General features: G+C 60.7%; 17 protein-coding genes and 1 pseudogene. 11 read left to right on the top strand and 7 right to left on the bottom strand.

Annotation, left to right across the window (positions count from 1 at the left end):
- The 4 genes from FFS45_RS07450 to FFS45_RS07435 are packed head-to-tail and all read right to left on the bottom strand — an operon-like array spanning position 1 to position 2,515.
- Positions 1-495 (bottom strand): DoxX family protein, encoded by a 495-nt coding sequence (locus FFS45_RS07450; RefSeq protein WP_137954066.1) that lies wholly within the window; start codon positions 493-495, stop codon positions 1-3.
- Positions 492-1,307: a DNA-binding domain-containing protein gene (locus tag FFS45_RS07445; protein WP_137954065.1), complete on the bottom strand. Its 816-nt coding sequence runs from the start codon at positions 1,305-1,307 to the stop codon at positions 492-494. The genes FFS45_RS07450 and FFS45_RS07445 overlap by 4 nt, the downstream gene beginning before the upstream one ends.
- Positions 1,279-2,169 carry a DUF692 domain-containing protein gene (locus tag FFS45_RS07440; RefSeq protein WP_137954064.1) on the bottom strand — a complete coding sequence of 297 codons (891 nt, stop codon included), beginning with the start codon at positions 2,167-2,169 and terminating at the stop codon, positions 1,279-1,281. The genes FFS45_RS07445 and FFS45_RS07440 overlap by 29 nt, the downstream gene beginning before the upstream one ends.
- 13 nt (positions 2,170-2,182) lie before the next feature.
- Positions 2,183-2,515, bottom strand: a complete 333-nt coding sequence (locus tag FFS45_RS07435; protein ID WP_137954063.1) for a DUF2282 domain-containing protein — start codon at positions 2,513-2,515, stop codon at positions 2,183-2,185.
- Positions 2,516-2,713: 198 nt separating this feature from the next.
- Between FFS45_RS07435 and FFS45_RS07430 the strand changes: the two genes are divergently transcribed.
- The 5 genes from FFS45_RS07430 to FFS45_RS42280 all read left to right on the top strand — a co-directional run bounded on the left by FFS45_RS07430 (position 2,714) and on the right by FFS45_RS42280 (position 4,947).
- Positions 2,714-3,307, top strand: a complete 594-nt coding sequence (locus FFS45_RS07430) for a sigma-70 family RNA polymerase sigma factor (protein ID WP_249362709.1) — start codon at positions 2,714-2,716, stop codon at positions 3,305-3,307.
- A complete protein-coding gene (locus FFS45_RS07425) occupies positions 3,304-3,960 on the top strand; it encodes a DUF1109 domain-containing protein (RefSeq protein WP_137954061.1) in 657 nt (218 codons plus the stop codon). The genes FFS45_RS07430 and FFS45_RS07425 overlap by 4 nt, the downstream gene beginning before the upstream one ends.
- A gap of 113 nt (positions 3,961-4,073) precedes the next feature.
- Entirely contained in the window at positions 4,074-4,421 is a 348-nt protein-coding gene (locus FFS45_RS07420) for a mercuric transporter MerT family protein (RefSeq protein ID WP_137954060.1), read from the top strand.
- Positions 4,422-4,442: 21 nt separating this feature from the next.
- Complete coding sequence (merP, locus tag FFS45_RS07415; RefSeq protein ID WP_137954147.1) at positions 4,443-4,718, top strand: mercury resistance system periplasmic binding protein MerP; 276 nt, start codon at positions 4,443-4,445, stop codon at positions 4,716-4,718.
- Positions 4,719-4,725: 7 nt separating this feature from the next.
- On the top strand, positions 4,726-4,947 hold the full coding sequence (locus FFS45_RS42280; RefSeq protein ID WP_137954059.1) for a GDCCVxC domain-containing (seleno)protein: 222 nt from the start codon (positions 4,726-4,728) through the stop codon (positions 4,945-4,947).
- A 284-nt stretch (positions 4,948-5,231) separates the two neighbouring features.
- On the opposite strand, the gene FFS45_RS07405 is transcribed toward FFS45_RS42280, so the two are convergent.
- From FFS45_RS07405 to FFS45_RS07395, 3 genes are all read right to left on the bottom strand, one after another.
- Positions 5,232-5,522, bottom strand: coding sequence for a DUF4148 domain-containing protein (locus FFS45_RS07405; RefSeq protein WP_137954058.1), 291 nt, complete (start codon positions 5,520-5,522; stop codon positions 5,232-5,234).
- Positions 5,523-5,655: 133 nt separating this feature from the next.
- A complete protein-coding gene (locus FFS45_RS07400; protein ID WP_137954057.1) occupies positions 5,656-6,933 on the bottom strand; it encodes a HAMP domain-containing sensor histidine kinase in 1,278 nt (425 codons plus the stop codon).
- Positions 6,917-7,606: a response regulator transcription factor gene (locus tag FFS45_RS07395; RefSeq protein WP_137954056.1), complete on the bottom strand. Its 690-nt coding sequence runs from the start codon at positions 7,604-7,606 to the stop codon at positions 6,917-6,919. The genes FFS45_RS07400 and FFS45_RS07395 overlap by 17 nt, the downstream gene beginning before the upstream one ends.
- A gap of 79 nt (positions 7,607-7,685) precedes the next feature.
- Between FFS45_RS07395 and FFS45_RS07390 the strand changes: the two are divergent.
- From FFS45_RS07390 to FFS45_RS07365, 6 genes and pseudogenes are all read left to right on the top strand, one after another.
- Positions 7,686-8,296 (top strand): annotated as a pseudogene (locus FFS45_RS07390) (cation transporter); the annotation flags it as partial.
- A gap of 518 nt (positions 8,297-8,814) precedes the next feature.
- Positions 8,815-9,111, top strand: a complete 297-nt coding sequence (locus tag FFS45_RS07385) for a hypothetical protein (RefSeq protein ID WP_137954055.1) — start codon at positions 8,815-8,817, stop codon at positions 9,109-9,111.
- Positions 9,112-9,607: 496 nt separating this feature from the next.
- On the top strand, positions 9,608-10,774 hold the full coding sequence (locus tag FFS45_RS07380) for a DUF4382 domain-containing protein (protein WP_137954054.1): 1,167 nt from the start codon (positions 9,608-9,610) through the stop codon (positions 10,772-10,774).
- Between the two features lie 49 nt (positions 10,775-10,823).
- A complete protein-coding gene (locus FFS45_RS07375; protein ID WP_137954053.1) occupies positions 10,824-10,991 on the top strand; it encodes a hypothetical protein in 168 nt (55 codons plus the stop codon).
- Between the two features lie 401 nt (positions 10,992-11,392).
- The gene (locus FFS45_RS07370; RefSeq protein ID WP_137954052.1) at positions 11,393-11,836 is read left to right on the top strand and encodes a hypothetical protein; all 444 of its coding nucleotides are present in this window, start codon (positions 11,393-11,395) and stop codon (positions 11,834-11,836) included.
- Between the two features lie 679 nt (positions 11,837-12,515).
- A complete protein-coding gene (locus FFS45_RS07365; RefSeq protein WP_212745706.1) occupies positions 12,516-13,343 on the top strand; it encodes a hypothetical protein in 828 nt (275 codons plus the stop codon).
- Positions 13,344-13,383: the final 40 nt, after the last annotated feature.

Here is a 13,383-nt window from a genome sequence, read left to right as displayed (position 1 = left end):
TCATCGTGAAGTCGGCCCGTCTTCGGCGATTTGGCCGATCCAGCGCTTTCGTAACCAATAGTCGACGGACCAGGTTCCGGCGCCGCGACATAGCAGCACCAGCAGCATGGCGGCCCACTGGATATGGGTGGGCCATGCCTGGGGGTAGACGAATATCTCAATGACGGTGGTCATTCCCAGAAGTACAAACGCTACGGGCCGCGTCGCCAGGCCAAGTATCAGCAGCAGCGGCGTCGTCAACTCGATCGAAACGGCCATGTAGGCTGCAAGTTCCGGTGGCAGGACCGGCAGTCTGTATTCGTCCCGGAACAGGGCAAGGGCGGTCTCCCAGTTCGCCAGTTTGGCCATCGCGGAGTTCCAGAAAATGGTCGCCACCGCGATTCGTAGCGGGATGGCAAGGAGCGCGTACGGCACACGCTCGAGCCATCCGTCAAGACGCGCGATTCGACTGCTGCTGACCGGTAACCGGCTGATGGACGGGTGAGAGCGTGTCATGGGTGAGTCCTCCGGAACTCGTCTGCAAGCGCCCCGGGGACCAGGCTGACCTCCGCAAGGCGTCCCCGGGCCAGGTGCGTGGCCAGCAAGGCGTGCGCGTCATCGCATGGCGCATCTTGCAGCGCTGCGGACAACGACTTTCCCGAAAAAAGCATTGCTGTAAAGCGCCATTCGCACTCGCCCAGACGCATCACTTCGATACCGCTCTGCGTCCGGTGAACCAGCAGCCAGACGGGCCCCTCTGCGAGATCGACCGCTTCCATGGCCCGGTCATCGCGCTCCAGTACTGCGCGCCAGATGACGTCAACGGGGAATTCACATCGCAGCAGGCGTACCGCTGGGTGAGACTGGAAGTGCAGTTGCGCCGGCTCCGCTTCGCTCAGTGCCGTCAGGCGCGCGATATCGAGAGACCGGACGTCCGGTGCGTGCAGGACGAGGTTGACGTGCCATTCCAGACGGGCCACGTCGGCGAGATAAGGCACCGACTCCGCTTGCGGCAGCCGGTCCAGGAAGTCCGGAAATCCTGCGCCGTACTCATCCAGCCACGCGCTCTGTGGCGGACCCTGTGCAACGAATAACCCTGCGGCGCCCTCAAAAAACTCCGGACCGACCAGATGCTGCACGGCCGGAAAGGCCAGAAGAAGGGCCGTAGCAAGCACGCCAGCGCGAGTGTTTCGATAGATGCCGAGCCGTGCGTGCGCGTCGAGGCCGTCGGCAATGACATAAGCCGATACGTCCTCGTCGACGCCCTCAAGCAGGCTTCGTTGCATCGCGCGCTGCAGTTCACGCAGCGTTGGCACGCGGGGATTCATGACGTCGCCTATCGAGTGCGGCCCCGGCTGTGGCGGCCTCTTCCATCAGGGTTTCGATCGGCGGCACGCCCGTATCCCATTCGATCAGTGTCGGAACCGGCCCGAAGCGCTTGAGCGCCTCGCGATAAAGCGCCCAGACTTCCGGTGCGACGCGTGAACCGTGATCGTCGATGCGCAGCACGCGGCCGTTGTCGAGTTGCCGGACGCTGTGCCCGGCGAGATGGATTTCGCCGATCGCGGCCGGCGGCAAGGTGCCGAGGTAGGTCATCGCGTTCCAGCCGTGATTGCAGGCGCTCACGTAGATGTTGTTGACGTCGCACAGGATGCCGCAGCCGGTACGCTGCGCGACCTGGGTCAGGAATTCCCACTCCGGAATCGTCGAGTGACTGAACCGCAGATAGGTCGACGGATTCTCCACCAGGATGCGTCGCCTGAGGCAAGCCTGCACTTCATCCACGTGCTGGCAAACGACGCTCAACGCTTCTTCGGTCATCGGCAGCGGCAACAGGTCGGCCAGATACGTGCCGCCGGTGACGCTCCACGACAGATGTTCGGAAACGAGGCCGGGTTCGATCCGCTCCACTACCTCGCCTACCCGCTCCAGGTGAGCGGCGTCTAGCCCCTCCGCGCTCCCAAGCGAAAGACCGACGCCATGTAACGAAACCGGATAGTCACGGCGAATCGCGTCCAGGTAATGAGGTGCGGTGCCTCCGCCCATGTAGTTCTCGGTATGCACCTCGAACCAGGCGACTGCGGGTCGCGTGTCGAGCACCGACTGGTGATGGCAAAAGCGCAGTCCGATGCCAGCCTTCACTGGAATCGGACTGGACGCTTCCTGCGCGTGAAGCACGGCAAAGCTCATGGCGGGTATTGGCTTAGCTGGCCTGCAGTTTGCCGCCCTGAATCTTCGAGCAGTCACCCGCCGGCAGCAGCACGAACGACTTCGTATCGCGTGCCTGGGTGGCCTGACCGGCACACGAGTGTGCGCCCTCGGCGCAGTCGTTCTTCGCGACCGAATTGACGCCGTAACATTTTTCCAGCTTGTCCTTCTGCATCCGCATCATGTTGTCCTTGACGACCTGCGGCATCTTGCTCATGTCCTTCATCTCCTGCGCCTGTCCCGGAAACGCCTGCATCGCAAGCGCGAGACCGATTGCGGCGGACAGGGTCGAAGCGACCCGTAGCGGCTTACCCAGTTGCCTGCTCATTTTGCATCCTCCTGAGGTTGGGGTCGCAGAAGCGCAACCTGCAGGAAGATTCGCCGGACGATGGCCAAAGGTTACGCCGTACGCAAAATTTATATCCACGCAGACAGCCGCCCGAACGTGCAAAATTCAGGCATGTCTGCCAGAACACATCGCCCCGGCCCCATGTTGAGTGTCGTACGTAATGCTCAGGATGCGACCGTGCCGGATCATCCTCCCGAGACGTCAGAGACGCGCCCCGATGGCACGCTCGACTGGTCGAAGCTGATGGCTCACGTGCAGGCGGGCGACCGGGACGCGTACCGGCGCCTGCTCGAAGCGATCACGCCATATTTACGGGCGCTGGCCGGCCGCCACATCGGCAACCGGAGCGACGTCGAGGACACGGTTCAGGACATACTTCTGACCCTCCACACGGTGCGCCAGACGTATGATCCGGCCCGTCCGTTTGGCCCCTGGCTGATCACCATTGCCAACCGGCGCATCGTCGACGGACTGCGGCGTCAGGGGCGTCTCGGCGCGCACGAAGCACCGCTTGATCCGGAACATGAAACCTTTCAGGTTGCCGAAGCGAATCTACCGGAAGAGGCGGCGGATGTCGGTACCCTGCGTGACGCCGTCGAGCATTTGCCGGCCGGACAACGGGATGCCATACGCATGCTGAAACTGGAAGAAATGTCGCTGAAGGAAGCCGCCGCCGCGAGCGGCATGTCAGTCGTCGCACTGAAAGTAGCAACGCATCGTGCGCTGAAGAATCTGCGCCGGTTGATCGAAAAGCGGGGTGGCAGGTCATGAAATCAACGTCCGACCTGATCGATTCGCTGGTTGCCGACGCGAAACCGGTGCGGCGCCTGCGACCGCCTGTGACGCGGGCCCTGTGCTGGCTGCTGTTTGCGGCGCTGATGCTGACGCTGGTCGCGCTCGTGCATGGCGTGCGGCCCGATCTCATGGTCAAGCTGCGTCAGCCGACCTTTGTCGTTGGCGTGGCAGCGGCCCTGATTACCGCCGTTCTCGCCTCAACGGCGTCATTCATAGCGAGCGTGCCAGGCCGGTCACGGTTGTGGTTATGGCTGCCGGCACCCGCCGTGGTGGTGTGGATGTCGACGATTGGCTATGGGTGTCTAACGGACTGGGTGAGCATTGGGCCGAACGGGATGTCGCCGGGCGAAACCGCGCGCTGCTTTGCGACGCTCGCGATCACAGGTATCCCGCTGTCGCTGGCGATGCTCCTTATGCTGCGCTACGTGGCCCGCCTGGCTCCGACGGCCATTGTTATGACCGGAAGTCTTGCGGTTGCCGCGATGACTTCGGCCGCCCTGTCGCTGTTCCATCCGCTGGATGCGACGGTCATGATCGTGATGTGGAATGTCGGTGTCGCGGTGGTACTGATGGTCTTCAGTGGTCTATACGGGCGACGGCTGTCTGGCTGGGTCGCGCCAAAAGGATGAGACGGTCTGACGGAGGCTGTCGGTGAACGTGCTTTGCCGCCAGAACCGGGAACGTTGATGACACCACGGAATCTGGAGACGCACGGGGGGCAAACCGCTTCAAGGAGAAGGACATGACGCAGCTCACCGGGAAAGGCTCACTGATCGCGGGCGTACTGGCGACCATTGGTGCGTCAGTGTGCTGTGTCGCACCGCTCGTGCTGCTCGCGCTCGGCATCGGTGGCACATGCGTAAGTAGCCTGACGGCGATGGCGCCGTACCGGCCCATCTTCATCGGGCTGACGCTGCTGTTTCTCGGCCTGGCCTTCCGCAGACTCTATCTGGTGCCGCAGGTCTGTGCACCGGGCGCACCGTGTGTCGATCCGCGCACGGTGAAGCGGCAACGGCTGACGTTCTGGATCGTGACGGTCCCGCTGCTAGGGCTGCTAGCCGTGCCGTCACTGGCTCAGCTGTTTTCCTGAAGGGAGATTCCCATGCGCAAACTGCTCAAACTGCTGATTACCGCGCTCGCCGCCTTGCCGCTCGTCGCACTGGCGGCCCCGCGGAAATCCGTCACGCTCGACGTGAAGAACATGACGTGCGAGCTCTGTCCGGTCACGGTGCGCAAGTCGCTTGAAAAGGTGCCCGGCGTGAGCGCGGTCAAGGTCGATTTCGACAGGAAAACCGCCACTGTGACATTCGATCCCGACAAGGCCCAGCCCGAAGCATTGACCAGGGCGACGACGAATGCCGGCTATCCCTCGACTGTGCAGAAGTGACGCCGAGATGACTGCAATCGTGCTGGAATCCGTGCTGACCTGTCCACACTGCGGCTTCACCCGACGTGAAGCCATGCGCACTGATGCCTGCCAGTTCTTTTACGAATGCAGCCACTGCAAGGCCCTGCTGCACGCCAGTCCGGGGGAATGCTGCGTGTTCTGCTCGTTCGGCTCCGTGAAGTGTCCGCCGATGCAACAGCAGCGTGGCTGCTGCGGACCGGGTGGGTAACCATGCCAGTGCCGCAGCCGTTAACGACTGATCCACCGCTCACGGAGACTCCGGAAACGACGCCCACGGGTCGCAACCTTCTTGCGGCCTGCTCGCCTGAACACATGCGAGCATATCAGTCAGGTGCGAAGCTCGCGCCGGGCGCGAATGCCGCCGGGGCGGGTGGCGCAGTCTGCGCACAAACCAGTTCCACGCACCCCAATGTGCATCGTGATTCAGTCGATGCTGCCGGACTGCATGCTGCATTGACGACATCAGAGTCATTGCAGCATGCGTTTGTCAGCCTAGTGGTGCTCATAGGGCAGGTGAGCCGATTGTTGCTGCAAGCGTGGTGCACCTGACTGCTGACTCTCGGCCGCTGGTGCTCCGTACCCGGTAGTGTCGCCAGTTGCCGGAGACGTTTTCGCCGGACCTGGATACCCGTTCTTGGATTGAGGAATCAGTCCCTGTTGCTGCGCATCAATCAACTGGGCACGAACCTCGGCACGGGTGAGTTCGTGAGTTGGCTGCGCGAACGAAACCGAGGGCAGAATGGCGGTTGACGCGACAGTGAGCGCGGCGATAAGCGATTTCATGGCAAACTCCTTCACAGAGGGTAAATGTACTTTCCACACAGGCACGGAAAGGTCGATGAACCCATGCTACGCAGCAGGCTGTGAAGTTTCCGTCAAGCAGACGTCAAGTTTTTGTGAAGTCCGCGGAAATCGGTTACGCGGACGGCAACCGCAGCGAAACACATGTGCCTTTGGCAGGCTCACTATCGAGCTTGATCGCCCACCCGTAGAGATCACAGATTTTTTTGACGATCGACAGGCCAATACCGAAGCCGCGCGCCGAAGATCGTGTCGCGTCCACGTGGTAGAACCGGTCGAACACGTATGGCAACGCATCGGCCGGAATGCCTCTGCCCGTGTCCTCGATCTTCAGCCAGCCGTCGATATGCGTCAAACGAATGCGCCCGTGATCGGTGTATCGGGTGGCGTTATCGATCAGGTTCGACAGCACGATCGCGAGCGCGGAAGCGTTCGCCTCGACACGAAGCTGGCAATCGACTTCGATCGTCGCTTCGACCCCTTTCGCCTTCAGACGCTCGGAAAAAGGGTCCAACGCGTGTTCGATCGCGCCGGCAAGACGCAGCGGACCGACATCCGCCACAGACTCCTCACGCGCGAGCAGCAGTAGCGCATTGACCAGTTCACTCATGGTGCTAGCCGCGCGGTCGATCTGCCGCAGCCGCGCTCTCGACTTCGCGCCGAGCTCCTCATCATGGCCGAGGAGCTCGCAACTCGTCCTGATGGCCGTAAGCGGCGTTCGCAATTCGTGACTGACGTTGCCAGTGAACTCCTTCTCGCGCTCGATCATTTGGGCCATGCGGCGGTGGTAATCGTTGAAAGCGTCGACCAGCTCGACGACCTCCGTTTCATCGTACCTGCCAGGATTGATCGCGCCAGACTCGCCGAGTCGCAGCGCCTTGACCTGGCGCACGAAGCCTGCGACCTGACGCACCAGCAGGCGCGACAAACCGAATGCGAGCCAGATCGTCAGCAGCGCGAATACGCCCGTACAAGCCATCAGCGCATCAATCACCTGTTTGAAACGCCGCTCGTAGGCGTTGAAGTCGTAGACCCGATACACCCGCGCATCGTCGAACGGGGCGATCGCGACATGAATCTCGCGACCGTTCACGATAATTTCATGGGTGCCATCGGACAGGTCCCCGATGGACGCTGGCAGCGTGACGCTTACGTGAGCTGTCGGCGAAACGTGGCCGCCGAGCCGCGGATCAAACGGAGGCACAAGCCTCGGATCCTGCCGGTAGCTGTTCAGCAGGGTCGCCATGTCATCGTCGATCAGCGCGCTGATGAGTCGCTCCTCCTGCGCTTCAGCAAGCGCCTTGACGCCTAACGCCTGCGCGACCAGCAGCAGGATCGTCAGCGCGGAGAAAACCAGCGCGACCTTGAAGCGCAGGCTACGACGCGTTTGCATCGCTCACCACGAACCGGTAACCGAGTCCATGGACCGTTTCGATCAGATCGTCCTCGCCGTGCGCGGTGAGCGCGCGACGCAACGTGTAGATGTGCGCGCGCAGCGTATCGCTGTCCGGCAACCGCTCGCCCCAGACTTCGGTTTCGAGCTCGCTGCGGCCGAATACCCGATTTGGCGACTGCATCAGGATGCGCAGCAGGTGCAGACACTTCGGCGGCAGCCTGAGCGGCCGCCCGGCGCGCTCGACAACGAGTGTCGTCAGATCGAAATGCACGTCAGCACAACGGAGCGTCGCTAGCGTCACTTCGCCTTTGTAGCGCTTGATCAACGCGGTCAGCCGGGCCCCCACTTCCTGTAGTGAAAACGGCTTGACGAGATAGTCGTCTGCGCCCTGTCCGAAACCCTGGAGCCTGTCATCCAGCGTATCTCTGGCGGTCAGCATCAGAATCGGCGTATCGCGCCGCGCCTCGTCGCGCAGCTTGTGGCAGATCGTCAGGCCATCCATGCCCGGCAACGACAGGTCGAGCAGGATCGCGTCCCACTGCTGGGAGACCGCGAGATGCAGCCCCATCACGCCGTCCGATGCAAGGTCCACCTCATATCCGGCGCCTTCCAGGTAGTCGTACAGGTTGGTCGCGATGGCTGAGTCGTCTTCGATAATCAATAATTTCATCGAGTGGCCTTCCTGGCGGGTTGACGGTGGCGCCACGACATTCATGTCGATGCGGAGAGGACAACATGGTACCGCTCCAGTACGTCCCGATGGGACGCAACGGGCATTCTCGCTGGCGGACCGTGGCGGATAACTGGTGTCGAAGGAAGACATTCCTGAGCCGCATGCCTTCAAAGCCATCGTGCGGATGCCGGGAGGCGAGCACGAAGTCGAATTCGAAGAACATGAACACCACGACGACGCGCACGAAGCAACGACTCGCGACCATAACATCCGGTCTGCGGACATCCGCGTGATGGCCAATGCAGCGGTTTCCGTGCTGGCCATCATTGGTCTCTTACTGGCGAGCGCATTTTGCTGGCTCGGATGGGCCCGCTCGCGGGTGTCATCGGCGCGCTGGTGATTGCAAACTGATCTTATGGGCTGATGCGAGACACGGGCGCAATCCTGCTCGATACGAATCCCGACCGGCGCATGGCGCAGAACGTGCGGAACGCTATCGGGGACCGTGGCGACAAGGTCGTCGACCTGCAAGTATGAGGGGTGAGTCCAGGTCACATGAGCGCAGTGGTGTCGGTGGCGACGAGCCAAGCCTAGCGAGACTCGCGGTTCTATCACGCAGTGCTTGGGCGCTTCAAGGGGCTGTCGCATGTCACCGTTGAAGTGCGGCCCGCTCAAGCAACCGCCTGACTCATCGCCGTCTAGTCTCCTTGAATCGATGTGTGCGCATTCGACGACTAGACCAGATTTTGCCTTGGGGTCAACCCGTCATCGCCGGGCAGCGACAGGTCCTGCAGGATGGGCCCTGTGCTGCGTCACAGCCAGATGAAGGCACATTGCGCCGTCTGATGCTACGCCGATTTCCTTGCCGCCGCTCGAGATAGTCATGGAGGTTGGCCGTGATATCCGCGTCATGTTCGATAATCAGACTTTCATCAAGTCCCTCTGTGCCGGGTTGCCGGTGTCAAAAACATACACGTCGGTGCGCAGAGGCCGGTATGGTGCCATCAAGCGCTGTCGGATAGGGCAACGCCGCGATACTCTTCGCCGGAAAGCTCCCTCGCCGGGCGGATCGCTGCCGGCGAACCGCAGGTTACCGATGGTTACAGAAGTGACAGCCGGGTCCTATTAGCCGCCCACCCCACTCCCTATAATCCCAGGATATATAACACTGTCCGGCTGGCGATAGCAGCCGCAGGAGAAACAACATGAAACGCACTACCCTCCTGATGGCAATTGGAATTTCAACGGGATGTGCATCCGGCGCCGCGCTCGCGCACGTAGACGTTGGCGTGTATCTCGGAGCGCCAGCACCCGTGTATATCGCCCCCCCTCCCGTAGTCTACGAGGCGCCACCCGTTGTCTATGCGGCACCCCCGGTAGTCTATGCACCTGCGCCTGCAGCGTATGGATACGACAGCGAATACTGGGAACGGCGTCGCTGGCACGAGTATCGTCGGTACCGGGACTGGAGACATCACCACGATGATGACGACGAACAGTGAATCGTTGCGCATCGCCGAAGTGCCTGAGACAAGAGCAAACGATGTTTGCCCCTTGGCCCGTCGTGCAAGCGAGAGTCCAAACACGGCCGTTTTATCAGACGTAGCGCAGTACGGAGAGCGTTTATAACTACGATCTGACGCAACCGGTTCCGATATCGAGGCTGAATCACTTGAGGGACCGCCAGTCACCGCCCGCGCGGCCCACGCATCAGGCGCCGATTCGGACGCTGCCCAACGATCACCACGATCGCCAATCCTGTCCGACATGAAATTGATGGCGCTGCCGGCGGGCGAACATGCTGGGGCGCGCAAAGAGAGACAGTCGCTGCGCCAGATCAGATGGTCCCGGGTAGAGGTCCACCCTTCTGTTTTTTGGGAGGGACGGTCGCCGAAGCATCCGACTCTCCCAAAGTTACGGATGGTTTCAATTTGCCAGAAATCTTTACACGGTCTATCCGTATCCTTCGGACACACAACAACGAAGGGGGATTCCTCCATGAAAACGATACACAAGACGCTGACGTGCGTGCTGGCGTTTCCACTCGCGCTTGCCGCATGTGGAGGCGGTGGTGGTGATGGCGGCAGCACTTCCACGGGCACGCTGCATGTCCAGATGACTGACTCCCCGTCATGCGGTTTCGACCATGTATATGTGACGGTCAGCAAGGTTCGCGTCAATGCGAACGCGCAGGCCGGTGACACCGACGGCGGCTGGACTGACGTGGCACTGTCGAGCCCCCAGAAAATCGATCTGCTGTCGCTGACCAACGGCGTGCTGGCCGACCTTGGACAAACCGCATTGCCCGCCGGCCAGTATCAGCAGGTTCGTCTGGTGCTCGCGCAGAATCAGGGCAATACGCTGGGAAATTCGATTGTTCCGACCGGCGGCAGCGAGCAGCCGCTCGACACGCCAGGCGCCTCGCAAAGCGGCTACAAGATCATCCGGCCGTTCACGGTTCAATCCAACACGCTGGTCGATCTCGTACTCGACTTCAACGCGTGCAAATCGGTCGTCCACAAAGGTAACGGCTCGTACAGTCTGAAGCCCGTCGTCACCGCGACGCCGACGGTCGTGAGTGGTACGATCTCCGGCTACGTCGCGCCCGCCGAAGCCGGGGCTGCTGTCTATGCAGAGCAGAACGGACATGTCATCAAGGGCACCGTTGCCGACAGCAACGGACAGTTCGTGCTGACCCCGCTCGAGCAAAGTTCGACTAACGGCAACTATGATGTCGTCATTGTGCAGAATAACGTTGCTACGGGTATCGTCCGCTCGGTACCGGTCGTTGTGAATACATCGACGGTCGTGGCCACGTCGTCGGCACCGATCGCGTTGCCGGATTCCGTCATGCACGTCGCAAGCGGGACCGTTCTGCCGGTCAGTGCGCAGGCCATCGTACGGGCACTGCAATCGATCAGCGGCCTCAACTACGAAATTACCAGCGCGAACGCCAATCTGGATACCGGTACCTACGCGTTGAACCTGCCAGCCGGCGCACCATTGATCGGCACCTATTCGGGGAGCCTGCCGGTCGCGCTGTCCCCGGCCGCAAGTGCCGCCGGACAGTACACGGCAGAAGCCGACAGCGTCACCGGGGCGACCCAGTCGTCCGCAGTCAATGTATCGGCAACCGGTCAGACAAACGTCAACTTCGGTTTCTAACAATCACTACGTGACGAAGGAAGGGCGCACGCCCTTCCTTGAGAAAAACATGAAAATAATCTTCTCTCTTCTGCTGGCGAGTGCCGGCTTGCTAAGTGGTTGTGCGCTGTATGTTCCGGATGCGCCAGGCGCCATCATCATGCCGCAGGGTGGACCTCAAGGCGGGCCTGGTAACGGTTTCTGCCCGCCGGGGCAGGCCAAGAAGGGCAATTGCTGACGTCTGGCGCCGCGGTGACGGGAAGACGACCTGGCGGACTGTCCGGCAAACCCGCGATCATCGTCTGCCACGACGCCGGGCGCTCACGTTGGCTGCTGGATCGTCCATCCGGCGTCCCGAGAAGACGAGCTTAAGCCGGTTAAGCTGGACAGCTTTTTCGGCGGCGTTTTCCCATCGGGACCGGAACGCTGCTCCTTCCGGCTCCCCTTGCGTCACCTCCGCATGGATCGTCCGTCCGCTGGCGACGTTCGGTTCGGCATCATATTCGGCTTCTTGAGGTGCTGTGAATGCCCGGATCGTAGCTTTCCCCTAGCATGGAAGGCGCCGGAGTGTAATGATTCGCAACATTCGCAGAGCGCGTCGCCGATCGGCGACCTGGATAAATCTATGCTGGCCACATTATGAAAACGAACCGCAGGAGGGAGCCGCTGAGCAAAGCGATGCTATTGCCGGTGCCGGCTGCCCATGCCGGCGCGGTTTCACTCGAAAACCATCTTGCGCTCGTCGCCATGCGAAGCGGACAAGGAAATGTTGATCTGGTTCTGGGTCTGTTCAAGATCGTCTATCTGGCGTACTTTCTTCATGAAGCGATGCGCGGCCGGGCGGATCTGGATCTTTTTCGCGACGCCGAGGGTGTGCTCACGCGCAGCACGGCCAGGGCTAACCGCGGCGAGGCGTGGTCTATTCCCGCAGAAGACGTTTCCTGTCTCGAAAGAATCGTGACGCTATACGATCGCTACCTCGCCACGCTGCCGGCCCACCGTTTTATCAGCGCGCGCGACCGACTGCAACGCCTTCTCGCCGGTAAGTCAGTCTCACCGATTGTCACCGGGGAGTCGTCCTGAAAACTTCAGTGGTTTTTCGGGGTGGACGAGCGAATCAGTCATTGCTTGATGCGCGCCATGCGCTCCTCGCTGGTTCCATCGGAAAAACCTCTACGTTCCCGAACCTCTCCGCGGCCGAAGTCGCTCGTGGTTTTATACGAGCGCAACAGGGACAATCCCTGTCTTCTTCCTGGGACTTTTAATATCAATGTTGTCAGCGACCGTGCGTTAAAACATTCGCAAAATCGATGCGCGAGTTCGCATGGTTATATACGCCGGGAAACCGTGTCATCCGAAATCAAACCGTGATCCTAAAGAACCTTTCTTTCGTAACGTTGCTTCCGACGGCGGTCGGTGTCGCCGCGAAGGCACAATGACGAGTGATTGCCAGGATGCGACGCTGCGTGTTCACAAACTTCAGAAGTTTTTTCTCGAAAAACAAAAATTCCAGCACTTCGGTGCCAGATGGCATTTTCAAGCCATTTGTTCTGGCTGTAGTCGGAGTCCTGTTGCTTCGGTGTGGTACTCGTGTCGGCGGAATTTTTTCGATCACGCGCGGCGATATTCAAGAACGGGGAAAGCTACGCCGTTAATCGACAGGGAACTGAAGTGTTCGGCCCCCTCAGGCGCTGGAGGCGCAGACCATCAGATATTGATCAGCACAGCAAATGCAATGGGACCAGTGGCAATCATGTTTCGAATGCTTTTCAACGAATGGACCGTCATTGTCGGGTCTGTGAGGCGAGTGCCTCGTCTATTGCTGCTTGCTGACTCGGGAGCACGGGCCACCGTCGGGCTGATCGCCGTGCTGGTCCTGCTGCCAGTTCTTGCTTTCATAGCCGCATGGACGAGCTACGAGGCCGGCAAGGCAGCGGAACACGCAAGCGAAATCAGCGAAGCTTTTGACGAAGCGCGCTATTGCGTCGGTGCTGAGGAATCTCTTGAGCGGAAGTATCGCCTCGAGCCCGGTGGTGATGTTCGGCGGGCCCATGCCCATGCTGGCGCGTCGCTGGATTCGGATTTAAGGCACTTACGGATACTCGAGCCACGCGAAGCCCCGGCAATTGACAGACTCTTACAGGAACATAACGCGTACCTGTCCTACATCGCACAGATATTCGCCGCGGCAGACATCGGTGACCAGGCAACCGTAAAGGAAATCGACGAAAAATACGCCGACCCGTCATTTGACAGGATCGAGCAGGCAATCTTCAAGGAAGCAGGTGCTCGTCGTGCCCAGGCGATGGAGCAGTTGAGCCACCTTGCCTGGATCCAGCGCGCCGTTTTCTTTGGGACTCCGATTGCCTTTGGCATCGGGCTCGCCCTTGTCATTTTTTTCGCGCTCGAACTGCGCCGGTACAGGCTGCAAACTGTTGAGGCCACGCTCCGGGCAAACCGACGCAACGAGCGGCGCCTTCATGCGCTCGTTAAAAATACGTCAGACGCCATTTTCCTGTGCGATGCGACGGGCGGCATTTTTTACCAGGCACCAACGATGGGATCGGATTTCTGGGGGGCCGAACGGTGATCTGTCCGGTACCTCACTAGCGGATCTGATCCACCCCAGG

The organism is Burkholderia sp. 4M9327F10 (assembly GCF_005503145.1).
Lineage (GTDB): Bacteria > Pseudomonadota > Gammaproteobacteria > Burkholderiales > Burkholderiaceae > Paraburkholderia.
The sequence above is the reverse complement of the archived record's forward strand: the minus strand, read 5'-3'. Positions and strand labels throughout refer to the sequence as shown.